The organism is Kribbella yunnanensis (genome assembly GCF_039529655.1).
Lineage (GTDB): Bacteria > Actinomycetota > Actinomycetes > Propionibacteriales > Kribbellaceae > Kribbella > Kribbella yunnanensis.
The window spans coordinates 1-22053 of record NZ_BAAANF010000028.1 but is presented as its reverse complement, the minus strand read 5'-3'; the positions used below and the strand labels follow the sequence as shown (position 1 = coordinate 22053).

Genomic DNA, 22053 nt, shown 5'->3' with positions numbered 1-22053 from the left:
GGATGGTGGGGTGATGGACCGGAATCGGGAGTTGCTGGAGCGGTTGTGGCCGGCGGGTGGGCAGTTGGCGTTGTCGGCGGAGGCTGAGCACGAGATGCGGGCCGAGGACTACGTGCTGGAGATGCCGCAGTCCGGGGAGCGGATCGTGGGGCGGGACCGGATGCGGGCGATGCAGGGCGAGTATCCGAATCCGCCGTCGATCGAGGTACTGCGGATCACCGGGGCGGGTGACCACTTCGTCGTACTGGGGCGGTCGGACTACGGCGGCGACATCTACTACGTGGCGAACGTCGTGGAGTTCGGCGACGGGCGGATCGTGCGCGAGACGCGGATCTACGGCGCGCCGTTCGAAGCGCCTGCCTGGCGGGCGAAGTACGCCGACTGAATCGTGCACGGTCGGGCGGCCGATCGGGCATGTCTTCGCTGCGCACCGGATCCGCCGCGGCACGCATGGTCAACTGGAAAGAAACCTTCCAGTTGTCGGAGGCAAGCATGTGTGCGGTCCTGGTGGTTTCACCTCATCTCGACGATGCAGTACTGAGCGCTGGCGCGACGATTGCCGCGCTCACCGGACAGGGCGTGGACGTCACCGTCTGCACGGTGTTCGCCGGTGCGGCGACGCCGCCGTACTCGGAGTTCGCGCGGCAGTTCCACGCCATGTGTGGGCTCGGCGACGATGCGGTGGCGCGGCGACGGCAAGAGGATCTCGAGGCCACAGAGATCCTGGGGGCGCGGTCGCTGCATCTGCCGTTCCTGGACTCGATCTACCGCCAGGACGAGATCGGATCGTTTGCCGCCTTGTTCGAAGCGCCGACGGATGCCGTGCTGGTCGAACAGATCGCTCAGGCCATTCACAAGTCCTTCGGTGATGAGTGGCCGGCTGAGCTGTGGACCTGCGCGGCCTTTGGCGATCACGTCGACCATCGGATCACCAGGGAGGCGGTTGCCCGCGTGGCGCGCGAGCACAACCTGAAGCTCGTGCTGTGGGAGGACTTCCCTTACGCAGCAGGGCAGGCGTACTCCGCGGATGGCCAGCCAGCGACCGTGCCGGCTGTCACCCCGGCACACCTGCAGCAGAAGCTGGAGGCCGTCGCGCGTTACCCGTCGCAGCTCGCCATGCTCTACGACCCGGAGCGGGACTGGCGCGACGGCATGGAGCTGGACTGGCGCTCAGAGCTGCTAAACCACGCAGCCGAACGCGGCGGCTCCGAACTGCTCTGGCAAGCCGCTACTTCGCAACCTCAGTAGCCCGCGACTCCCGTACGACGGTCACCCGGATCTGCCCCGGATACGTCAGCTCCTCCTCGACCTGCTTGGCGATATCGCGCGCCATCACCTGCGCCGCGATGTCGTCAACCGCATCCGGCACCACCATCACGCGGATCTCGCGACCGGCCTGCATCGCGAACACCTTCTCGACCCCGTCATGGTGCATCGCGATCTCCTCGAGCCGCTCGAGCCGCTGCACGTACGCCTCCAGCGACTCGCGACGCGCACCCGGACGACCGCCGCTGACCGCGTCCGCGGCCTGGGTCAGCACAGCCTCGACCGTCCGGACCTCAACCTCGTTGTGGTGCGCCTCGATGCAGTGCACAACGTCATCGCTCTCGCCCCACTTGCGAGCCAGGTCGGCACCGACGATCGCGTGACTGCCCTCGGACTCGTGCGTGAGCGCCTTGCCGATGTCGTGCAGGAACGCACCGCGCTTGCACAGCTTCGGATCCAGCCCGAGCTCGGCCGCCATCATCCCGGCGATGTGCGCGGACTCGATCAGGTGCTTCAGCACGTTCTGCCCGTACGACGTCCGGTAGCGCAGCAGACCCATCGTCCGGATCAGCTCCGGGTGCAGGTCGGTGATCCCGACCTCGGCCATCGCGTCCTCGGCGGCCCGCTCGCACAGCTCGGCGACCTCACCCTTGCTGCGCTCGTAGATCTCCTCGATCCGACTCGGGTGGATGCGCCCGTCCAGTACCAGCGAATCCAGCGTCAGCCGCGCCGTCTCCCGCCGTACCGGGTCGAAGCAGGACAGCAGCACGGCCTCAGGGGTGTCGTCGATGATCAGGTTCACACCGGTGGTCTGCTCGAACGAGCGGATGTTCCGCCCCTCACGGCCGATGATCCGCCCCTTCATGTCGTCACTGGGCAGGTGCACGACGGACACGACCGACTCACTCGTCTGCTCACTCGCCAGCCGCTGGACGGCTCCGGTGATGATCTTGCGCGCCTTCGTCTCACCCTCGTCCAGCGCCTGCCGCTCGATATCGCGGACAATCGAGTGCGCGTGCCGCTTCGCCTCCGCCTCGATCGACGCGACCAGCTCGGCCCGGGCCTGCTCGGTGGTCAGGTTCGCAACGCCTTCGAGAATGCGGCGGCGCTCGTCCTCGAGATCTTTGATCTCCGCCTTGCGCTGGTCGAGCTCGGCCAGTTGCGTGGCCAGCTCGCTCTGCCGCTCCTCACTCTGCCGGTGCTGCTCGTCGAGCCGCTCCTCGCGCTCGGTCAGCCGGTGATCACGCCGCTCCATCTCCAGGCGCTGCTCGCGCAGGTCGTCGCGGATCGACTGAGCCTCCGCCTCGGCCTCACGCCGTACGTCGGACGCCCGCTGCTCCGCATCCCGCCGTACCTCCGAGGCCCGATCCTCCGCGGCGCGGCGAATCTCCTCGGCACGCTGCTCAGAGGTTTCCGCCCGCACCCGCAGTACGGCGGCCTCCTCCTCGGCCTGGCGCTTGATCAGCTCAGCCTGCGACTTCGCGCCACTCGTGATCGTCGAGGCCTCGAGCTGCGCATTCGCCAGCGCGGCCGTGTTGTCAGCAGCCTTCCGGCGCGACAACGTCAAGCCGATCCAGGCCAGCAGGCCGGCGATCACCAGCCCGACCACGGTCAGGCCGATCACGGTCGGCCCGGCGGAGCTCGCCAATGCCACGAGTGCCATCGGCCTCTCCCCTCGTCGAGTCACGCACCAGGCGGGACTGTGTCAGTCGGTCGAAGGGGTCACTCGCTGTCACCGGGTACGGCGATATCGCCTCCAGGTGACGGGGGGCATCGTCACCTGGATCGTCCGAGCACCGGCAATACCTCTTGCCGTCGTTTCGCTCAGCTCGGGAGAACTGTCAGCTCGCTATAACCGCCACCGTCAGGTGGAGTGATCCCTTCGTCTTCCCGAGGCTAGGCGTGCCCCATCACCCGGTCAAGACGGACACTCAGGCACGCCCCGACCGCATCCGCGACCCATTCGCGTCAACAGACCAGCCACCCAACTGGTCCAGCACCGTCACCCAGCCACGAAGTCCCGAACCACCCCAGCAACCGTCACCACAAACGCACTCACAGCAACCAGCCGTGGGGGTACGCCGCAACCGCGGCGCACCCCAGTCGGCGGTCCGTTCCGGTTACTCGCGCGGTCCCGGCAGGCCGCCGGTCGCCGTGCCGCCGGTCTCGGCGCCTTCAGCCGACGAACCGGCTGAGGCTGCATCGGACGGTTCGGGGGCGTCGCCGCCGACGGTCCAGCCTTCGGGTTCTACCGCCGCAGCGTCTTCCTCGGCGCCGGCCGCGTCTTCTTCCGCGCCGGCCTCATCCGCTGCCGCACCGGCAGCGTCCTCTTCGGTGCCGGCCGCATCTTCCGCCGCGCCGGCTGCGTCGTCTGCTGTGGCGGTTGCCTCGTCGGTGGATTCGCCGTTCTGCTTGTCGACGAATGAGCCGACCTTTTCCTGTACCGCGTCGACCTTGTCCGCGTACTTCCCGCCGGTCTGCTGGTCGATCAGATCACCGGCTTTCGTGACGCCGGCCTTGATCTTGTCCGGGTTCTGCTTGACGACGTTCCGGAGCCAGTTCTTCGCCTGTTCCTGGAATTCGTTCATTGCACCCTCCGCGGTGTGTCAGGGGCGGATCGACGGAAAATCCCCAGCGTACGGACCCGGCAAAACACCGGGCCTACTTCGGATAACACACCGTTGCAACCGACCCGTCAACGCCCCTCGCCGCTCACACCGCCACGGATTCGGCCGCCAGCGCGCGGCTGGTCGGCGTCGCCCGGTCCAGATAGTCCGCCGGCCGCCCCTCGAACAGCACCGTCCCGCCGTGCCGGCCGGGCCCGGGACCGAGGTCGATCAGCCAGTCCGCCCGCCGGATCACCTCCAGATTGTGCTCGACGACGACCACGCTGTGACCGTGCCCGACCAGCCGGTCCAGCACACCCTGCAGCGTCTCGATGTCGTCCAGGTGCAGCCCGGTCGTCGGCTCGTCCAGCACGTACGTCGTCCGTCCCTCGGCGACCCGCAGTTCCTTCGCAATCTTCACCCGCTGGCATTCACCACCGGAGAGCGTGTTCAGCGACTGCCCGAGCCGTAAATACCCCAAACCGACCGCAGCCAGTTGCTGCAGCCCACGAGCGATGCCTGCATCAGGCAACTCGGTGATCGCCTGCTCAATCGTCAGGTCGTCCACATCCGCGATCGAATACCCGTTCACCTGATAAACAAGGGATTCCGGCGAGAATCGCCGCCCACCACAGACCGGGCACACCACCTCCTGCCCTTCCATAAATGCCAGGTCGGTATGCAGCACCCCAAGCCCTCGGCACTCCGGACACGCGCCTGCCGAATTCGCACTGAACATCGCCACCGGTACGTCGTTGCTCTGGGCAAACAACTTCCGAATGGCCGGCGCGATCCCGGTATAGGTGACCGGCGTCGACCGCCGGCTTGTCCCGACCGCCTTCTGGTCGATCACCACCGCGTCGTGCTGCGCCACCAACTCGGCCGCCAAACTCGACTTCCCCGAACCCGCGACCCCGGTCAGCACCGTCATCACCCCAGCCGGGATCCGCACCGTCACGTCCCGCAGGTTGTTCCGTACGGCGTTCGCAACCACCAGCTCGCCGACAGGCCGCCGTACGGCGTCGTCCCCAGCCCAACCTGGTCGCCGCAGCGCGCGCCCGGTCGGCGTCTCAGCCGCCCGCAGATCGTCGTACGAGCCCTGGAACACCACCCGACCACCCGCAGCACCGGCTCCCGGTCCAACCTCGATGATCTGGTCGGCGTGCCGCATCACCGCGGGATCATGCTCCACCACGAGCACGCTGTTGCCGCTGTCGCGCAGTTGCTCGAGCAGGGCGATCATCGACTCTACGTCGGTCGGATGCAGACCCACGGTCGGCTCGTCGACGACGTACGTCAGCTCGGTCAGACTCGACCCGAGCTGCTTCACGGTCTTGATCCGCTGCGACTCGCCGCCCGACAGACTCGTCGTCGCCCGCGCGAGTGCGAGGTAGCCGAGCCCGATGGTGACCATCGCCTGCAGCCGCGCCGTCAGCGCCGACACCACCGGTACGACGGCCGGCTCGTCGATTTCGCTCACGAACTCCAGCAGTTCGGTGATCTCCCCGCGGGCCAGCTCACCGATCGTACGGCCTCGGATGGTCGCGGTCCGCGCGGGTTTCGCGAGTCGATCCCCGTCGCACTCCGGGCAGGTGTCCGAGCGGGTGAACTTCTGGATCGCCGCCTGCTTGCGCTCCGACAGGTTGTCCGCGGTGTGCAGATAAATGCGCTCGAACCGCTCGACGACGCCCTCGTAGTCCTTCGGCGGTTTGCGGCCGAGTTCGGCGGCTGCGCTGCCACCGAACAGGAGTGCCTCACGCTCACCCTCCGACCAGTCGTGCAGCGGGGTGTCGATGGCGAACGAACCGATGTCGGCGTACTGCGAGTACCAGTACTTGCCCGGGCCGAAGCCGGGTAGCCGAATCGCGCCCTCGGCCAGCGACTTGTCGAGGTCCAGGAATCGGTCGACCGCACTCACGACGACCTCGCCGAGGCCGGAACATACCGGGCACATCCCGCTGGGGTCGTTGAACGAGAACCGGTTCGACTCACCGACGTACGGGTCACTGAGCCGCGAGAACAACAGCCGCAGGTACGTCCACGCGTCGGTGACCGTGCCGACGGTCGATCGCGCGTTGCCGCCGATCCGGCGCTGGTCGATCACGATCACCGGCGTCAGGCCGTCGATGTGTTCGACCTCCGGGCGCGCCCACTTCGGCAGCCGGTTCCGCGCGAACGGCGGGAAGGTCTCGTTCAGCTGGAATCCCGCCTCGGCGGCGATCGTGTCGAACACCAGCGACGACTTCCCCGACCCTGAGCGGCCGACGAACACGACCAACTGATTGCGCGGTACGTCGAGGTCGAGGTTGGCGAGGTTGTTCGTCCGGGCCTGGCGAAGCGTGATGGCTCTCATGCATATGACGCTACGATCAGATGTGGTCGGATTCTGGCCGCATTTTTTGTCATCATGGACTTTATGGCCGATGTCACCGCCCGGATGCTCGCGTTGCTGTCGACGCTGCAGTCCGGGCGCTCGTTCAGCGGCGACGAACTGGTTCAGCGGCTCGGGGTCAGCCCGCGCACGCTGCGGCGGGACGTCGACCGGCTGCGCGGCTACGGCTATCCCGTGCAGACCCAGCCCGGGCCCGGCGGCTTCTACCGGCTGACCGCAGGGCGGACGATGCCGCCGCTCGTCCTGGACGACGACGAGGCGGTGGCGACGCTGCTCGCACTGGCTTCGCTGGGCTCGGTCGGCTCGGCGGCGGAAGGTGGGATCGATGATGCGGCCACGCGGGCGTACGGGAAGGTCGATCAGTTCCTGCCGGCTCGGCTCCGGTCGCGGGCGGTTGCGGTTCGGGCCAGCGTGGAGACGAGTCATCAGGACGCGCCGAGTGTCCCGGCGGACCAACTCGGCGACCTAGCTGAAGCCATCGGTCTCCAGCAGGAAATCTCCTTCGCCTACCGCAGCGTCGGCGGCCCGCAGTCCGCCCGCCGAGTCGAGCCCTACCGTCAGATCCACCACCTGCTCCGTTGGTACCTGCTGGCCTGGGACCTGGACCGCGACGACTGGCGCGTCTTCCGCGTCGACCGCATCAGCGACCTACGCCGCCACACGACGCACTACACGGCCCGCGCCCTCCCCGCAGACTCAGCCACCGCCTACCTTCGCGCGGGTCTGCACAAGACGAAGCACCCGATCCGGCTGGTGATCGACGCGCCGGCGGACGCCGTAGTCGACGCCTTCAAGTACCAAGATGCCGAGATCCAGGCCACCACTCCGACCACCACCGAAGTCACCGTCGCCCTGGACACCTGGCACTGGCTGCTCCTCCCATTGGCCTTTCTCGACACCGACTACCGCATCCTCGATGCCCCACCAGCCTTCCTCGCCGGCTATCAGTCCTTCGCGCGGCGTCTTCGGGCCGCGATCACGTCCTGAGCCTGCGCCGCCGGCGCGAACACCAGCCACCCATCAAGCAACGCCTCGCGCAACACGGCCTCCGGCACCAGCTCCAGCTCAATCAGTACGGCGGCGTAGTTGTCGAAATGCGGAATCGTGAAGAAGCCGTCGCCCGCTCGCGCAGTCAGCACCGCCTCCTTCTCGCCGAGGTCCTCGACCCGGATCGCGAGTATCGACTCATCCGGCGGAGTCTCGTCGCCGAAGCGCTTCAGATCCGCCTTGCTGAACGGGCGTTCCCACGCATACGCCTTACCGCCGACAGTCCAGGTGCGCGTCCCGTGCCGAGTCTTCTCCTCGGTCCCCGGCAGCTCCGCCACCAGCCGCTCCACATCCTGCAGGGTCGCCATCACTCCACCTCGATCCCGGACGAATCCAGTAGCGGGAACTCCTCGTGCGATGCATCGAGCTCCTGCTTGATGATGCTCATCGCCATCCCGCCCGGATACCCCTTGCGGGCCAGCATCCCGAGCAACCGCCGCATCGCCACCTGCCGGTCCAGCGAACGCATCGACCGCAGCTTCTTCCGCACCAGCGCGCGAGCTGTCTCCTCCTCCTGCTCCGGATCCAGCTCCTCCAACGCATCTCGCGACAACTCGTCATCCACCCCCCGCCGCCGCAACTCCTGCGCCAGCGCCCGCTTCCCCAGCCCACGTCCCCGATGCCGCGACTCCACCCATGCCGTCGCGAACGCCGCGTCGTCGATCAACCCAACCTCAGTGAACCGATCCAAAACCTCGTCAGCCACCTCATCCGCAATCCCCCGCTCCGCCAGCACATCCGCCAGCTCCGCCCGAGTCCGCGGCTGCCCCGACAACTTGTCCAGCAAAATCCCCCGAGCCACCTGCCCCGGATCCGCCCCGTCCGGCACCGCCGAGTCCCCCAACTCGTCCGCCGCATCCCGCCGCCGACGCCCACTCCCCGCGGGCCCCCGAGACGCCAACCCGCGCCTCTTACCCCGTCCCCCGGAATCAGCACCCAATCTCCCGCCAGTCTCACCAGACCGACCAGCCCCACCCAACTCACCAGCCCTGCCAGCCCCGCCAGCCCCACTAGCTACATCAGCCCCGTTACGCCCGCCAGCCCCACCAGCCTCGTTACGCCCGGCAGCCCCATTACGCCTGTTAGCCTCACCAGCCCCGTGGGTCCCAGTAGCCCCGCTAGCCTCACTAGCCCCGCTGGCTCCACCGACACCTCTGACCCCACTGGCACCTCTGGCCCCATTGGCATCACGGCTCTCCGCAGCACCACCACGCCGAGCGTTTTTGCCGCCCTTGCGCCCTCCCGGAGACCCGCCACCACCCCAACCACCGCCGCCACGCGATGCCTCGACCGATCCACCAGCCTCCGCATCGTCACCACTCTGACGCGCAGTAAGCCAACTACGCCTCTCCGGCTCAACCCCCTCAGCCTCAGCCTCGCCGTCCGGCAGTCGCGCGTCCTCAGCCCTCGCCTTGGCTTGGGAGGTAGCCGAGCGCGCAGCACCTCGCCCACTTCGCGGTGCACCTTCTCGAGGGCTCTCAGGATCTGCCAACCCACTCGACTCCGCAGCAGCGCCTGGCGCCGTCTCCGGTCCCGCCGACTGATCCGCTCCCCACACATCCACCACAGCATCCCGCGAGGTCCGCCCAGCCACACCAGCCCGCCCACGGCGTACCGCTGGAATCTCCGGAGCCTCCGGCGCCACAGCCGCTTCGGGAGCGCACGCATCCACCTCGGCGTCGGCTGCGCTCGCAGCAGGCTCAACTACCTCGGGCCCACCAGACGCACCTAGCCCGACCCCCCACACCCCAGCATCCGGCTCCACGTTCCCCCGGTCCGGCTTACGCACCTTCGGCGGACGCGCAACAGCTACCCCGTCACCCCACGGATCGAAGGTCTCACCAGCAACACCGTCCTGCTGCGAACCTTCATCCTCCGACTCGCCATCCCCAGCAAACGCCTTCGCGTCAGCCCAGTAGTCAGCCCCCACACTCCGCCGAATCCCCGTACTCGGCCGCCGCCCACTCCCCGGGTCATCCCCCGCAAAGTCCTCGTCCAACTCCCCCCAAGGATCAACCACCCGACCACCCGCCCGGCCTCCGCTGTCCCGGCGTCCGCCCTCCCGCCGACCACCCTCACCGTCGCCTCGGCCCCCGCCCTCATCTGGGCCACCACTCCCGACACCGCCACGGTTGTCGGCCACGCCACCGTTCCCCGCCACGCCGCTAGTTCCGGCCACGCCGCTGGTTGCAGCACCAGCTCCGTTCCCACCTCGGCCGCCACTCCCGGCTCCCCTGGGGTTCACAGCTCCGGCGGGGTTGACTGCTCCGCCACCGGGAATCGCGCCCGGCACCTGATCGCGCCGACCGCGTCCACCTGAACCATGCCCGCGGCCGGACTCGCCTGCGGACCCGGCAGCCGCCGTACCGCCACCGCTCGACGCACGCGCACCAGCGCGACCGGTCGAGCCCACTGTTCCCGCCGACGTGGCGGCGGCAGCGCCGTCTCGCGATGGATCAGCGGCTTCCGCGCGACCGCGGTCGGCGGAGGGCTTACTCACCTGGGCGTCGAGGGCTGCCGTGCCGCGGGCCAGGAGTTGGCGGGCGTAGGCGAGGCGCTCTTCGTGGGGTAGAGACAGCGCCGCGGGGGCAGGCTCTTCGGCAGGTGAGTGCCGAGGAGCGCCGCCGCCCGCGGTGGGTCGATCAGAAGTCGACATCGACCTCGGCAGCCTTGGCCTTGTCGTCGGCCGGCTGGTCCAGGGTCGGACCGATGCCCATCTTCTCCTTGATCTTCTTCTCCAGCTCGTTGGCCAGGTCGGGGTTGTCGCGCAGGAAGTTCCGCGCGTTCTCCCGGCCCTGACCGAGCTGGTCGCTCTCGTAGGTGAACCATGCGCCGGCCTTGCGGACGAAGCCCTGGTCGACACCGAGGTCGAGCAGACTGCCCTCACGGCTGATGCCCTGGCCGTAGATGATGTCGAACTCGGCCTGCTTGAACGGCGGGGCCACCTTGTTCTTCACGACCTTGACCCGGGTCCGGTTACCGACCACGTCGGTGCCGTCCTTGAGCGACTCGATCCGGCGCACGTCCAGCCGCACGGATGCGTAGAACTTCAGCGCCTTACCACCGGTGGTGGTCTCCGGGGAGCCGAACATCACGCCGATCTTCTCGCGCAGCTGGTTGATGAAGATCGCGGTCGTGTTCGTCCCGCTGACCGCACCGGTCATCTTCCGCAGCGCCTGGCTCATCAGCCGGGCCTGCAGACCGACGTGGCTGTCACCCATCTCGCCCTCGATCTCGGCGCGCGGCACCAGCGCGGCCACCGAGTCGATCACGACGATGTCGATCGCGCCGGAGCGGACCAGCATGTCGGCGATCTCCAGCGCCTGCTCACCGGAGTCCGGCTGCGAGACCAGCAGGGCGTCGGTGTCGACCCCCAGCTTGCGCGCGTAGTCCGGGTCGAGGGCGTGCTCGGCGTCGATGAAGGCCGCGATCCCGCCGGCCCGTTGCGCGTTCGCCACCGCGTGCAGGGCGACCGTCGTCTTACCGGAGGATTCCGGGCCGTAGATCTCCACCACGCGACCACGCGGCAGACCGCCGATCCCGAGCGCGATGTCGAGCGCGATCGAACCGGTCGGGATGACCTCGATCGGCGGCCGGTTCTGCTCGCCGAGCCGCATCACCGAACCCTTGCCGCACGCGCGCTCGATCTGCGTCAGCGCGGTCGCAAGCGCCTTCTCGCGGTCGGCTTCCTTGCGCTCCGCGCTCGCTGTTGCACCAGCCATCTGACTGCCACCTGACCTATCTCGTAAGTGGGACGGACTACCCAGCCGCCCGAAGGATTCCGTGTGCCAGAGAAGATATTCGGCGCCACGGACAGTTTTCGCCGCCACCACGAATCTGTGGACAACCTGGCTGCCCGCCGCCCTTCCCGGGAGCACAAACTATCCCGAACACGTGTTCGAATCACAAACTGACACGCCGAAGCCTCCCCCGGCAACTGAACTGGCCCGCCGACTCCCTACTCTTGCGGGCGTGACCGAGCGCCCGGACGTCCCCGATTCCGCCGTCGTCCTCGCCCTCAGCCGGGTCGAGTTCGGCATCGACTCCGTCCTCGACGCGCTCCGCACCCAGGACCCGTTCGGCATCCGCAGCCTGCTCACCGAGTACTCCGCGCAGGAGCGCCCCAACCTGGCCGAGAAGGGCCTGATCCTGGCGATCGACCGGCTGCTGCAGATGAAGGTCCCCGGTCACGCCGAGTGGCCGACGCTGCCGCTGGCCAAGCGCTGCGACTGGTGGGTGGAGCGCCTCGGCGGCTTCGCGGCCGTGGTCGCGGGTCTGCCGCGGATCAGTGGCGCCGCGGCCGACCGGCTCCCGATCAAGGACACCCTCGGCGCGTCCGTCCAGGCGATGGTGATCGGCGCGGTCTGCCGCGAGTACGGCGTCGACGCGCATGCCGACCGAGTGGCGGTCATCGCCCGGGTCCTCACCGACCGCCCGATCACCCCCGACGACGTCCTCCAGTACGACGACCCGACCGCCGCGGGCCAGGATGTCGCGAAGCAACTGGGCTTCGGCGACGATTCCGAGGAGGCCGGACTGCGCAAGGGCGTCCGGCTGGTCTGGCGGATCAGCAAGCTGCTCGCCGGGCTCGGGGAGGTCTTCGAGGAGCGGCCGCGCGGCAGTCTCGGTGCCCGGTTCATCGGCAAGCTGCCCGGGGTCGGCGTGGTCGGCGGATTCTTCGACGAGCGCAAGGGCATCCGCAAAGCGGCGTACGAGGCTGCGGACCTGCTCACCACCGGGACGTTCCGGATCAAGCCTGTCTGATCGACCCTGGACTCCGCGGCTGGGATGATCGGCCCCATGAATGCGATCTCCATCGTGCGCCCGGACGAGACCTGGCCGGCCCAGTTCGAGAAGACCGCACAGGCGGTCCGGGTGATCCTCGGTGACCTCGCGCAGCGGATCGACCACATCGGCTCGACGTCGGTGCCTGGCTTGCCGGCCAAGGACATCCTCGACATGCAGGTGACGGTCGCGGCGGAGTCCGAGCTGGACGACGTGGTCGAGCGGATGGTCGCCGAGACCTGGGACTTCCGTCCCGGCGCCAAGCGGGACCATCCCGTGCCCGGACTGCCCGAGGACGAGCACCACTGGATCAAGCGCCTCGTGGTGGAACCGATGTACCGCCGCCGGGTGAATCTGCACATCCGCGTGGCCGGTCGCGCCAACCAGCGCTATGCCTTGCTGTTCCGCGACTACCTGCGCAGTCACCCCGACACAGCCCAGGCGTACGGCGAGTTCAAGCGCCGCGCGGCCGCCTTGCCGTTCGACAACATCGGCGACTACGCGGACCTGAAGGACCCGGTCTGCGACCTGATCTATCTGCCGGCCGAGGAGTGGGCCACCCGCACCGGCTGGACTGTCTGAGCGCTCAGCGCTCGCTGGGCGGCAGTTGCAGGTGGGCCCACACGGCCCGCCAGACGGTCTTGGCCGCCTCGCCCTCCGCGAGGGCCTCGACGACCGTGCGGCCCTCCAGCTCCTCGACGACCTGGGTCTCGGCCCAGGTCCGTGCGTACGCGGGACCGAGGTGATGGTCCATCCGCGCCCAGAACTCCGTCAGTCTCATGCCGGCCCGTTGTTGTCCTTCGGAGGTTGCTGTCCCCAGCCGCCCTGCTGCGGCGGCTGCTGCTGTCCCTGCTGCGGCGGTCCCTGCGGGGGCGGCGGTCCCCACTGCCCAGGCTGCGGCTGCCCCGGGTACTGCGGCTGTCCGGGCTGCGGCCCCGGGTACGGCGCGGGCCCGCCCGGCTGCCCCTGTCCCGGCTGACCACCGTACGGGCCTGGTCCCTGACCCGGCTGGGGTCCCGGCTGACCGCCGTACGGCCCTGGCTGGCCCTGACCCGGCTGACCGCCGTACTGGCCGGGCTGTCCGTATTGCCCCGGGCCCTGTGGCGGGTACTGCTGACCGGGCCCGTAGCCCGGCTGGCCGCCGTACTGCGGTCCCCACTGGCCCTGCTGCGGCTGGCCCGGATACTGCCCCGGGTACTGCCCGTAGCCCTGCTGGGCCTTCGCTTTGCGGCTGCGCAGCAAGAAGAACGCGACACCACCACCGGCCAGCAGTAACAGCACCACGATGAGCACGATCGCCCAGACCGGGAACCCACCGCCGGCCTTCGAGGTCAGCGAGATGTTGCCCAGCTTGTCGAGGCTGTCGTACGTCGCCGTCCGGCCGTCGACCCGGGCACCGTTGTCGTGCTCGAGGATCTTGCCCGGCATGGTGATCTTGAAGTTCACCTGCGGCTGCTGCCCACCGCCCGCGAGCGAGCTCAGGTCGGGCGCCTTGACGGTGACGATGATCTTGCCGTCCACCTTGCGGAAGCCGACGCCGTCACCGCTCGACTGGCCCATCTTCTCGAACGGAACGCTCTCGAACGTGCACTTCTCGCCGATGAACTGGTCGTCGTCGAGCGGCTGGCAGTCGACACCGTCCGTGGTCAGCTGCTTGATGCTGGTGCCGATCCGCTCCCGGATCTTGTCCAGCGACTGGCCACTCGCCTCCAGCAGCTGTTTGTCGATGCCGATCTGCATGGTTCCGGAGACGGTCTCGTCCGATCCGACCTTGAAGTCGGCATCGAGCTTCGCGCACCCGGTCAGGGCGAACAGACAGGCCACGACGATCGCGGCGCGGAGGCGGTTCTTCATGATGACGATCATTCCAGACCGCGCCGACAACCTTCACATCGGACGAGTGCCGATCCGGGACGGGGAAGGTGTCGAAAACTGTCGGAGGCACCCGGCAAGATGGTCGTCGTGAAGAAGACCAGCGCGTTGAGCCGGTTCTCGCCCGCGACCCGGGCGTGGTTCGGCGACGTCTTCGAGGCGGCCACCCCGGCCCAGCTCGAGGCGTGGGACGCGATCACCGCGGGCCGGGACGCGCTGGTGGTCGCCCCGACGGGCTCGGGCAAGACCCTGGCCGCCTTCCTCTGGGCGCTCGACCGGCTGGCGACGAATCCGCCGCCGGAGGATCCGAAGCTGCGCTGCCGGGTGCTCTACGTGTCGCCGCTGAAGGCGCTGGCCGTCGACGTCGAGCGCAACCTGCGGGCGCCGCTGATCGGGATCCGGGAGACCGCCCGGCGACTCGGCGAGGCACCGATCGACGTCGAGGTCGCAGTGCGGTCCGGCGACACCCCGGCAGCCGACCGGCGACGCTTCGCCACCCGGCCTTCCGACGTACTGATCACCACCCCCGAGTCATTGTTCCTGCTGCTCACCTCGCAGGCGCGCGAGTCGTTGCGCGGTGTCGACACCATCATCGTCGACGAGGTGCACGCGGTCGCCGGGACGAAGCGCGGTGCCCACCTCGCGCTGACCCTCGAGCGGCTCGACGCGCTGCTGCCGAAGCCGGCGCAGCGGATCGGGTTGTCGGCGACGGTCCGGCCGGTCGAGGAGGTGGCACGATTCCTCGGCGGCGAGCGACCGGTGACTGTGGTCCAGCCGAAGTTCACCAAGCAATGGGATCTCAGTGTCGTGGTGCCGGTCGAGGACATGGCCGAGCTGGCGAGCACCGAACTGGAGACCTCCGGTTCGGCCGCCGGGCCACCGCAGCACGCCTCGATCTGGCCGCATGTCGAGGAGCAGGTCTTCAACCTGATCGAGCAGCACAGCTCGACCATCGTCTTCGCGAACTCACGCCGTCTCGCCGAGCGCCTGACTGCCAGGCTCAACGAGATCGCCGCCGAGCGCGCCGAGCTCGAGCTGGCGCAGGAGGGTTCACCGGCGCAGGTGATGGCTCAGTCCGGCGCCTCGCTGGCTGCGCCGCCGTTGATCGCCAAGTCGCACCACGGCTCGGTCAGCAAGGAGCAACGCGCGCTGATCGAGGCGGATCTGAAGTCCGGCCGATTGCCTTGTGTGGTGGCGACGAGCAGCCTCGAGCTCGGCATCGACATGGGCGCGGTCGACCTCGTCGTACAGGTCGAGGCGCCGCCTTCGGTTGCGAGCGGTCTGCAGCGGGTCGGTCGCGCCGGCCACCAGGTCGGCGCGGTGTCGCGCGGCGTGCTGTTCCCGAAGTTCCGCGGTGATCTGATCGACACCGCGGTCGTCGTGCAGCGGATGCGGGACGGGCTGATCGAGAGTCTGCACATTCCCGCCAATCCGCTGGATGTGCTGGCCCAGCAGATCGTGTCGATCGTTGCCCTCGACACCATCGACGTCGACGAGCTCTTCGCTTTGGTACGACGCTGTGCCCCGTTCGCGACGTTGCCCCGTTCGGCGTACGACGGGGTGCTCGACATGTTGTCGGGCCGCTACCCGTCGGACGAGTTCGCCGAGCTGCGGCCGCGGATCGTGTTCGACCGGGTGAGCGGGGAGATCTCCGGCCGTCCGGGTGCACAACGGCTCGCGGTGACCAGCGGCGGCACGATCCCGGATCGAGGACTCTTCGGCGTCTTCCTGGTCGGCGAGTCGACCAATCACCGCGTCGGCGAGTTGGACGAGGAGATGGTGTACGAGTCGCGGGTCGGCGACGTCTTCACCCTCGGCGCATCGAGTTGGCGGATCGAGGACATCACCCACGACCGCGTGCTGGTCTCCCCCGCGCCAGGCCAGCCCGGGCGGTTGCCGTTCTGGAAGGGTGACGCCGTCGGCAGACCGGCTGAGCTCGGTGCGGCGACAGGCGCCTTCGTGCGGAAGATGGCTTCGCTGCCGGCCGCCAAGGCAGTCGAGCGGGCGCGCTCCGCAGGCCTGGACGAGTATGCAGCGAACAACCTCGTTTCCTACCTGGCCGAGCAGCGTGAGGCGACGAGTCGGGTGCCAGACGACGTGACGATTCTCGTGGAGCGTTTCCGCGATGAGCTCGGCGACTGGCGCGTCTGCATCCACTCGCCGTACGGCGGACAGGTGCACGGCCCGTGGGCCTTGGCGATCGCAGCGCGCTTGCGCGAGCGGTACGGGATGGACGCGCAGTCGGTGTCCGGCGACGACGGAATCGTGCTGCGGTTGCCGGAGACCGACGAGGCGCCACCCGGTGCCGACCTGGTGCTGTTCGATCCGGCCGAGATCGAGGACCTGATCACCACCGAGGTCGGTGGATCGGCACTGTTCGCAGCGCGGTTCCGCGAGTGTGCTGCACGAGCCCTGCTACTCCCCCGGCGGAATCCGGGGCGCCGGTCACCGCTGTGGCAGCAGCGTCAGCGCTCTGCGCAACTGCTCAGCGTCGCCAGCAAGTACGGCTCCTTCCCGATCGTGCTCGAGACCCTGCGTGAGGTTCTGCAGGACGTCTATGACTTGCCTGCCTTGAAGGACCTGCTGACCGGTATCAGCGAGCGTCGCATCTCGGTCGTCGAGGTGGAGACCTCCGAGGCGTCACCGTTCGCGAAGTCGCTGCTGTTCGGGTACGTCGGCGCCTTCATGTACGAGGGCGACACACCGCTGGCAGAGAAGCGAGCGGCCGCGCTGTCACTGGATCAGAGCCTGCTCTCCGAGCTGCTCGGGCGCACCGAGCTGCGGGAGTTGCTCGACGCCGAGGTCGTATTGCGGACCGAGGCTGAGCTGCAGCGCCTCGCCGAGGACCGGCGTGCACGTGATGCTGAAGGGCTCTTCGACGTACTGCGTCTGGTCGGCCCACTGTCGGTGTCCGAGGCCTCGCAGCGTTGCGTCGAGGACGCGGATGCCGAGTCCTGGTTGACCGATCTGGCCGCGGCCCGCCGAGTCGTCCGGGTGCGGATCGCCGGTGAACACCGCTGGGCGGTGGTCGAAGATGTGGCACGGCTGCGCGACGCCCTCGGCGTACCGCTGCCGCCCGGGATCGCGGAGGCGCACGCCGAGCCAGTCGCCGATCCGCTCGGCGATCTCGTCTCTCGGTATGCGCGGACGCACGGTCCGTTCCGGGCCATCGATCTGGCGACTCATCTCGGCATCGGCGTTGCGGTGGTCAGTGACGCGTTGCGCCGGCTGGCCGCGGCCGGCCGGGTCGTCGAGGGTGAGTTCTTGCCTGGCGGCATTGCGATGGAGTGGTGTGACAGCGAGATTCTCCGGCTGCTGCGCCGTCGGTCGCTCGCCGCGCTGCGCAAGGAGGTCGAGCCGGTCGACCCGTCGGCGCTGGCCCGCTTCCTGCCGGCCTGGCAGGGAATCACGAGCAGCCGAGGCCGTGGGTACGACGTACTGCTCGGAGCCGTTGAGCAGTTGGCCGGATGCGCCGTACCGGCGTCGGCGCTGGAGTCGATCGTGCTGCCGTCGCGGGTGCCCGGATATCAGCCGTCGATGCTGGATGAGCTGACCGCGACCGGTGAAGTGGTGTGGGCAGGTTCGGGGTCGTTGCCCGGGACTGATGGCTGGGTGTCGTTGCATCTGGCCGACAACTGCGATCTGACCTTGCCCGACCCGGACCCATCGTTCGAGATCGGTGACACTCATCAGGCTGTCCTCGATGCGCTGGCCGGTGGAGGCGCATTCTTCTTCCGCCAACTCAGTGATGCAGTGGGTACGGCGCACGGAGTGGTGGACGACGAGACGCTGGTGACGGTGCTGTGGGATCTGGTCTGGGCAGGGCATCTGTCCAACGACACGCTGACGCCGGTGCGCTCACTGGTCGGCGGCGGTCGGGGTAGTCATCGCACCCGCCGGGCAACGCCGCGTGCGCGACCAGGACGCCCGCTGCGGCCCGGTCGGCCGGCGATGCCCGCACGCAGCGGTCCGCCGACTGCCGGCGGGCGCTGGTCGTTGCTTCCGGCCCGCAACGAGGACACGACCCGCCGGGCCCATGCGGCTGCCGAGACTTTGCTCGACCGCTACGGCATCGTCACTCGGGGCTCGGTGATCACCGAGCGGACTCCGGGCGGCTTTGCGGCTGTGTACAAGGTGCTGAGTGCGTTCGAGGAGTCCGGGCGATGCCGCCGCGGGTACTTCGTGGCCGGCCTGGGAGCTGCGCAGTTCGCGCTGCCGGGCGCGGTCGACCGACTACGAGCGCTGGCTGAGCTGCCGGGTTCGTTCGGTGGTGGCGCTGGACGCGGCCGGCGCGACGAGGAGCCAGCCACGCGGGCCGTAGTACTGGCAGCATCCGATCCGGCGAACCCCTACGGGGCGGCGCTCCCCTGGCCCGAGCGTGAAGGCGCCAGCGGGCATCGGCCGGGACGCAAGGCCGGCGCCCTGATCATCATGGTCGACGGGCGACTCATCGTGTACGTCGAGCGCGGCGGGCGGACCGTGCTGAGCTTCACCGAGGACGTCGACCTGTTGCAGCCCGCCGTTGACGCACTGGCGCTGTCGATCCGAGACGGTCAACTGGGGAAGCTCAGCGTCGAGACGGCGGATGGCGAGCAGGTTCGCCATACGGCGTTCGGAGACGCCTTGGCCAAGGCCGGCTTCCACGCCACTCCACGCGGACTCCGGCTCCGTGCCTGAGGGCGACACCGTCTGGCGGGCCTGCAAACGTCTCGATCAGGCCCTCGGCGGTCAGGAGCTGATCGGAACCGACTTCCGGGTCCCAACACTCGCCACGACCGACCTCAGCGGCCGCACAGTGATCGAGGTAGTTGCTCGCGGCAAGCACCTCCTGATGCGGCTGTCCGGCGGACTGACTGTCCACAGCCACTTCCGGATGGACGGCAGCTGGCACCTCTACCGCCCGGGCGAGCAGTGGCGTGGCGGGCCCACCCACCAAGTGCGCGCGGTGCTCGAGACCGCTCCCTGGACAGCCGTGGGCTACCGCCTCCCCGTGCTCGACCTGGTCGCCACAGACGCGGAAGCCACCGTCGTCGGTCACCTCGGCCCCGACCTGCTCTCCCCCGGCTTCGACCGAGACCAGGCAATCGCAAAGCTGCAGGCCGAGCCTGATCGCACCATCGGCGAAGCGCTCCTCGATCAGCGCTGTATCGCAGGCATGGGAACCGTGTACCGAGCCGAGACCCTGTTCCTCGCAGGCGTGTCGCCGTTCCTGGCCGTCTCCGAGGTCCCGAACCTCGGCAAGATCGTGGACCTCGCCCGCCGCCTGATGCTGGCCAACCGAGAGAACCCTCTCCAGGTGACCACCGGCATCTCGCGGCGCGGTCAGCACCACTGGGCCTACGGCCGCGCCGGGCAACCCTGCCGAAGGTGCCGAACCCACATCCAAACCGCAATGCAAGGCCCGTCTCCCGACCGCCTGCGAGTCGTCTACTGGTGCCCACACTGCCAACCGGAAAGAACCACGGGTTGACCTGAGGACACACCCTTCGCAGGTCAAAGCCCAGGTACGTCCACGGGCGATGGCCGCCCGGTCGCGACGCCGACCGGGCGAAGTCCCGGTAGACCGGGCACACCTTCGTCAAGTCAGATGGGGTGGCGTAGCTGATCGGTGGTCGTGGTGATGTCGGCGGCCCGTTCGGCCAGTGTGGGGTGGCTGTGCTGGAGTCTGGCTCCGGCGTCGGCCAGTGGCGTGAGCAGGGTCGCGGTGTCGCTCTCGCCGAGGGCGTGGAAGACGCGGTCGACGGCTTCTTGGGTGGCGGGGTCGAGGCCGTCGAGGGCGGTGATCTGAGCGGCGAGCCGGCGCACCCGGGCGGCGTTGGTGCGGGCCCATTCGTTGACGGCGCGATCGCCGGCGCGGCGGTCGCGGGCTGCCTGCACACGCTCTTCGCCGGTCAGGCCGACCGGGTCGGCGGCATGCGGGTTGAGCCGCAGGTAGCGGCGCTCGGCGGCCTGGCGGCTGGCAACGCCCAGGGTCGGCGCAATCGCGGCCCAGCTTGCTCCGCGGGCCCGGGCGGCTCCGATCAGCAGTGGTTCCCAGGCTGCGAGCCGGTCCTGCACGGCCCGCAACCCGGCCAAAGCAGTCAGCACATCAGTCGTACTGGCGGCGGTGTCCGGCCGCCCGGCCGGCGCGATGTCTTCCTGGGGTGCGACCTGGCGGACGGTTTCCTCGACCGCAGCGATCGCAGCACTCGCCGAGGCCTCCGCACCGCCGGGGGTGTTGGTGGCTGTCACAGTCACCTCCTCTCACCTTCTGTCAGCGATTCGCTGACATTTCTTCTTGTCATCGTTTCGATGACATGTTACAACAGCAGCGCGTATTGACGCCAGTTGGATCAGCACATTCAGGAGGTGTAGGACGATGTTGATGCGCACCGACCCGTTCCGGGAGTTGGACCGGTTCGCCCAGCAGTTCTTCGGTAGCCAGGCACCGGGCACGTGGTCACGGCCGACCCCGATGCCGATGGATGCCTACCGCCAGGGCGAGCACTATGTCGTTTCGTTCGACCTGCCCGGGGTCTCGCCGGAGGCGATCGATCTGGACGTGGAGCGCAACGTGCTCACAGTGAAGGCCGAGCGCCGGCCGCTCAAGCTCGGTGACGGTGTGGAGATGCAGGTGGCCGAGCGTCCGCTCGGGGTGTTCTCCCGGCAGCTGTTCCTGGGCGACACCCTGGACGCCGACCGGATCGAGGCTAGCTACGAGGGTGGCGTACTGACGCTCAAGATTCCGATCGCGGAGAAGGCCAAGCCGCGCAAGATCGCGATCAGCGCCGCTGACGGCGGCGACCGCAAGCAGATCGACGCCTGACCCGGGCGAACCACACACCGCACGGGTGTGATGTGCAGTGTGTTGTCGATGAGGTGAGATCGATGACGGCGACCAACCAGCAGCAGACGCTCGTCGAAGCCGAGGTCTTCCTTGACCTGGTGCTGGGCGACGACGATCTGCTCCGTGCCGAGTTCGACGCGCTGATCGCTGGTTGCTGGGGGTCGCCGTCCGAGCCTCCGCGCCGCAACCCGTCGCCACCCGGCGGCGGGTGGGCCGGGCGGCCACCGCACCGGTGGCCGCCATGGGACCGGTCCCTGCTCACCGAGAGAGTCCCGGCGCGGCGACCTTACAGCAGGGAGCGCGGCCCTCCGACGTGAAGGCGAGGACGCTCCGCTCTGATGACCCCGATGTGGCTCGTGGCAACGAAAGCCCGGTTGGGAGGTGGTAGCCCGAACCCGATCGAACTCCTTGCCCCGGTGACGCGGCTGCCCGCGCTGACACACCCTCGCGGCGGGCCGCCGCATCACCACAGCTCCCCTGCCCCGCCGTCTACATCGTCGACCCCTACACGTCCGACGAGTTCTTGTCATGACCGCGCCATCGCTCGACCCGTACGCGATCCTGGGCGTCACCGTCGAGGCCTCCGACGATGACGCCGACCGGCGCCTGCAGGAACTCCTCAACGCCGACGCCACCCTGCGCGACCCGATCCGCCGCGCCGCCAGCACCAGGAGGAAACCACGATGGCATCCGTTGACGACATCGAGACCTACAGCGAGAACGGCGTCTGGAAGACCCGCTGGCGCAACAGCACCGCCCCCTTCGCCACCGGCGGCGGAAAGCAGCGCCAAGTCAGCCAAGGCGCAACCGTCGCGCAGTGGCACGGCGTCGACCACGTCATCATCAACCCCGACGGCACCCTCGCCGAACGCAACTCCTACCGCTACCGCCGCGAAGCCCACGCCACCGGCATCTAGAAGGTCCGTGCGACGGCCGACCGTGTGGGCAAGTTGAGCTGGCAATCAGCCCACAAGCAGCCCACTAAATCCCTTAAAAATAAGGCGTTCCAGCCTCGAAAACTGTCGGTGCCCATGTCTAAGCTCTTAGGTATGGAGACGTTGGCGTTGCCCCCGGTGTGGTCGCAGAGCGGCAGCGAACTGCTGTCCACTCTCGACCGCCTCCAGGCCGCCGCCACCCTCCTCAAAACCTACGAACTCCAAATCCTGGGCCGCCTGAACGAAATGGGCACAGCCAAGGAACTCGGCGCCCGTGACACTGTCGAACTGGTCTCGGAACGCTACCTTCGCGACCCGGTCGAG

Annotated in this window: 21 protein-coding genes and 1 pseudogene; 11 read left to right on the top strand and 11 right to left on the bottom strand. The window is 68.6% G+C overall.

Annotated features, from left to right (window positions below; all coding sequences use genetic code 11):
- The first annotated feature begins 13 nt into the window (after positions 1 to 13).
- Both ABD231_RS38810 and ABD231_RS38805 read left to right on the top strand, forming a co-directional pair.
- Positions 14 to 385 carry a nuclear transport factor 2 family protein gene (locus ABD231_RS38810; RefSeq protein ID WP_344164293.1) on the top strand — a complete coding sequence of 124 codons (372 nt, stop codon included), beginning with the start codon at positions 14 to 16 and terminating at the stop codon, positions 383 to 385.
- 29 nt (positions 386 to 414) lie between these two features.
- Complete coding sequence (locus ABD231_RS38805; protein ID WP_344164290.1) at positions 415 to 1248, top strand: PIG-L deacetylase family protein; 834 nt, start codon at positions 415 to 417, stop codon at positions 1246 to 1248.
- Here ABD231_RS38805 and rny read toward each other — a convergent pair.
- From rny to ABD231_RS38790, 3 genes are all read right to left on the bottom strand, one after another.
- Positions 1229 to 2929, bottom strand: a complete 1701-nt coding sequence (gene rny, locus ABD231_RS38800) for a ribonuclease Y (RefSeq protein WP_344164287.1) — start codon at positions 2927 to 2929, stop codon at positions 1229 to 1231. The genes ABD231_RS38805 and rny overlap by 20 nt on opposite strands.
- Positions 2930 to 3386: 457 nt before the next feature.
- Positions 3387 to 3854: an antitoxin gene (locus tag ABD231_RS38795; protein ID WP_344164284.1), complete on the bottom strand. Its 468-nt coding sequence runs from the start codon at positions 3852 to 3854 to the stop codon at positions 3387 to 3389.
- 124 nt (positions 3855 to 3978) lie between these two features.
- On the bottom strand, positions 3979 to 6225 hold the full coding sequence (locus ABD231_RS38790) for an ATP-binding cassette domain-containing protein (protein WP_344164281.1): 2247 nt from the start codon (positions 6223 to 6225) through the stop codon (positions 3979 to 3981).
- 63 nt (positions 6226 to 6288) lie between these two features.
- Between ABD231_RS38790 and ABD231_RS38785 the strand changes: the two genes are divergently transcribed.
- The gene (locus ABD231_RS38785; protein ID WP_344164278.1) at positions 6289 to 7251 is read left to right on the top strand and encodes a helix-turn-helix transcriptional regulator; all 963 of its coding nucleotides are present in this window, start codon (positions 6289 to 6291) and stop codon (positions 7249 to 7251) included.
- Here ABD231_RS38785 and ABD231_RS38780 read toward each other — a convergent pair.
- The 4 genes from ABD231_RS38780 to recA all read right to left on the bottom strand — a co-directional run bounded on the left by ABD231_RS38780 (position 7209) and on the right by recA (position 11033).
- Positions 7209 to 7619, bottom strand: a complete 411-nt coding sequence (locus ABD231_RS38780; protein ID WP_344164275.1) for a hypothetical protein — start codon at positions 7617 to 7619, stop codon at positions 7209 to 7211. The two genes, ABD231_RS38785 and ABD231_RS38780, sit on opposite strands and share 43 nt — an antisense overlap.
- Positions 7619 to 8140, bottom strand: a complete 522-nt coding sequence (locus tag ABD231_RS38775) for a regulatory protein RecX (RefSeq protein ID WP_344164273.1) — start codon at positions 8138 to 8140, stop codon at positions 7619 to 7621. Before ABD231_RS38775 ends, ABD231_RS38780 begins: the two co-directional genes overlap by 1 nt.
- Positions 8141 to 9552: 1412 nt before the next feature.
- A complete protein-coding gene (locus tag ABD231_RS38770) occupies positions 9553 to 9696 on the bottom strand; it encodes a hypothetical protein (RefSeq protein ID WP_344164270.1) in 144 nt (47 codons plus the stop codon).
- Between the two features lie 257 nt (positions 9697 to 9953).
- Complete coding sequence (recA, locus tag ABD231_RS38765) at positions 9954 to 11033, bottom strand: recombinase RecA (protein ID WP_344164267.1); 1080 nt, start codon at positions 11031 to 11033, stop codon at positions 9954 to 9956.
- Between the two features lie 250 nt (positions 11034 to 11283).
- Here recA and ABD231_RS38760 point away from each other — a divergent pair, with 250 nt between their 5' ends.
- Both ABD231_RS38760 and ABD231_RS38755 read left to right on the top strand, forming a co-directional pair.
- Positions 11284 to 12075, top strand: a complete 792-nt coding sequence (locus ABD231_RS38760) for a hypothetical protein (RefSeq protein ID WP_344164264.1) — start codon at positions 11284 to 11286, stop codon at positions 12073 to 12075.
- A gap of 36 nt (positions 12076 to 12111) precedes the next feature.
- Entirely contained in the window at positions 12112 to 12678 is a 567-nt protein-coding gene (locus tag ABD231_RS38755; RefSeq protein ID WP_344164261.1) for a GrpB family protein, read from the top strand.
- Between the two features lie 4 nt (positions 12679 to 12682).
- Here the strand turns inward: ABD231_RS38755 and ABD231_RS38750 are convergent, their stop codons facing one another.
- Both ABD231_RS38750 and ABD231_RS38745 read right to left on the bottom strand, forming a co-directional pair.
- Positions 12683 to 12877 carry a DUF3046 domain-containing protein gene (locus tag ABD231_RS38750; protein ID WP_344164258.1) on the bottom strand — a complete coding sequence of 65 codons (195 nt, stop codon included), beginning with the start codon at positions 12875 to 12877 and terminating at the stop codon, positions 12683 to 12685.
- On the bottom strand, positions 12874 to 13950 hold the full coding sequence (locus tag ABD231_RS38745) for an LppM family (lipo)protein (protein WP_344164255.1): 1077 nt from the start codon (positions 13948 to 13950) through the stop codon (positions 12874 to 12876). The genes ABD231_RS38750 and ABD231_RS38745 overlap by 4 nt, the downstream gene beginning before the upstream one ends.
- A 99-nt stretch (positions 13951 to 14049) precedes the next feature.
- Between ABD231_RS38745 and ABD231_RS38740 the strand changes: the two genes are divergently transcribed.
- Complete coding sequence (locus ABD231_RS38740; protein WP_344164252.1) at positions 14050 to 18645, top strand: ATP-dependent helicase; 4596 nt, start codon at positions 14050 to 14052, stop codon at positions 18643 to 18645.
- A complete protein-coding gene (locus tag ABD231_RS38735; protein ID WP_344164249.1) occupies positions 18638 to 19438 on the top strand; it encodes an Fpg/Nei family DNA glycosylase in 801 nt (266 codons plus the stop codon). Before ABD231_RS38740 ends, ABD231_RS38735 begins: the two co-directional genes overlap by 8 nt.
- Positions 19439 to 19551: 113 nt before the next feature.
- On the opposite strand, the gene ABD231_RS38730 is transcribed toward ABD231_RS38735, so the two are convergent.
- Positions 19552 to 20205, bottom strand: coding sequence for a hypothetical protein (locus ABD231_RS38730; RefSeq protein ID WP_344164246.1), 654 nt, complete (start codon positions 20203 to 20205; stop codon positions 19552 to 19554).
- A gap of 121 nt (positions 20206 to 20326) precedes the next feature.
- Between ABD231_RS38730 and ABD231_RS38725 the strand changes: the two genes are divergently transcribed.
- A complete protein-coding gene (locus ABD231_RS38725) occupies positions 20327 to 20773 on the top strand; it encodes an Hsp20/alpha crystallin family protein (RefSeq protein ID WP_344164243.1) in 447 nt (148 codons plus the stop codon).
- Between the two features lie 62 nt (positions 20774 to 20835).
- Positions 20836 to 21111, top strand: coding sequence for a hypothetical protein (locus tag ABD231_RS38720; protein ID WP_344164240.1), 276 nt, complete (start codon positions 20836 to 20838; stop codon positions 21109 to 21111).
- 187 nt (positions 21112 to 21298) lie between these two features.
- Here the strand turns inward: ABD231_RS38720 and ABD231_RS38715 are convergent, their stop codons facing one another.
- The gene (locus ABD231_RS38715; protein WP_344164237.1) at positions 21299 to 21484 is read right to left on the bottom strand and encodes a hypothetical protein; all 186 of its coding nucleotides are present in this window, start codon (positions 21482 to 21484) and stop codon (positions 21299 to 21301) included.
- Between ABD231_RS38715 and ABD231_RS38710 the strand changes: the two genes are divergently transcribed.
- Together ABD231_RS38710 and ABD231_RS38705 are read left to right on the top strand one after the other, a co-directional pair.
- Positions 21478 to 21711: a hypothetical protein gene (locus ABD231_RS38710; protein ID WP_344164234.1), complete on the top strand. Its 234-nt coding sequence runs from the start codon at positions 21478 to 21480 to the stop codon at positions 21709 to 21711. The two genes, ABD231_RS38715 and ABD231_RS38710, sit on opposite strands and share 7 nt — an antisense overlap.
- Positions 21712 to 21843: 132 nt before the next feature.
- Positions 21844 to 22053: pseudogene (locus tag ABD231_RS38705) on the top strand (hypothetical protein); the annotation flags it as partial.

Bases quoted from the DNA above. Each gene is read 5' to 3' on its own strand.
- recA (WP_344164267.1), bottom strand. From the start codon at position 11,033: ATGGCTGGTGCAACAGCGAGCGCGGAGCGCAAGGAAGCCGACCGCGAG.
- ABD231_RS38745 (WP_344164255.1), bottom strand. From the start codon at position 13,950: ATGAAGAACCGCCTCCGCGCCGCGATCGTCGTGGCCTGTCTGTTCGCC.
- ABD231_RS38755 (WP_344164261.1), top strand. From the start codon at position 12,112: ATGAATGCGATCTCCATCGTGCGCCCGGACGAGACCTGGCCGGCCCAG.
- ABD231_RS38780 (WP_344164275.1), bottom strand. From the start codon at position 7,619: ATGGCGACCCTGCAGGATGTGGAGCGGCTGGTGGCGGAGCTGCCGGGG.
- ABD231_RS38720 (WP_344164240.1), top strand. From the start codon at position 20,836: ATGACGGCGACCAACCAGCAGCAGACGCTCGTCGAAGCCGAGGTCTTC.
- rny (WP_344164287.1), bottom strand. From the start codon at position 2,929: ATGGCACTCGTGGCATTGGCGAGCTCCGCCGGGCCGACCGTGATCGGC.
- ABD231_RS38810 (WP_344164293.1), top strand. From the start codon at position 14: ATGGACCGGAATCGGGAGTTGCTGGAGCGGTTGTGGCCGGCGGGTGGG.
- ABD231_RS38710 (WP_344164234.1), top strand. From the start codon at position 21,478: ATGGCATCCGTTGACGACATCGAGACCTACAGCGAGAACGGCGTCTGG.
- ABD231_RS38795 (WP_344164284.1), bottom strand. From the start codon at position 3,854: ATGAACGAATTCCAGGAACAGGCGAAGAACTGGCTCCGGAACGTCGTC.
- ABD231_RS38805 (WP_344164290.1), top strand. From the start codon at position 415: ATGTCTTCGCTGCGCACCGGATCCGCCGCGGCACGCATGGTCAACTGG.
- ABD231_RS38715 (WP_344164237.1), bottom strand. From the start codon at position 21,484: ATGCCATCGTGGTTTCCTCCTGGTGCTGGCGGCGCGGCGGATCGGGTC.
- ABD231_RS38785 (WP_344164278.1), top strand. From the start codon at position 6,289: ATGGCCGATGTCACCGCCCGGATGCTCGCGTTGCTGTCGACGCTGCAG.
- ABD231_RS38750 (WP_344164258.1), bottom strand. From the start codon at position 12,877: ATGAGACTGACGGAGTTCTGGGCGCGGATGGACCATCACCTCGGTCCC.
- ABD231_RS38790 (WP_344164281.1), bottom strand. From the start codon at position 6,225: ATGAGAGCCATCACGCTTCGCCAGGCCCGGACGAACAACCTCGCCAAC.
- ABD231_RS38725 (WP_344164243.1), top strand. From the start codon at position 20,327: ATGTTGATGCGCACCGACCCGTTCCGGGAGTTGGACCGGTTCGCCCAG.
- ABD231_RS38740 (WP_344164252.1), top strand. From the start codon at position 14,050: ATGGTCGTCGTGAAGAAGACCAGCGCGTTGAGCCGGTTCTCGCCCGCG.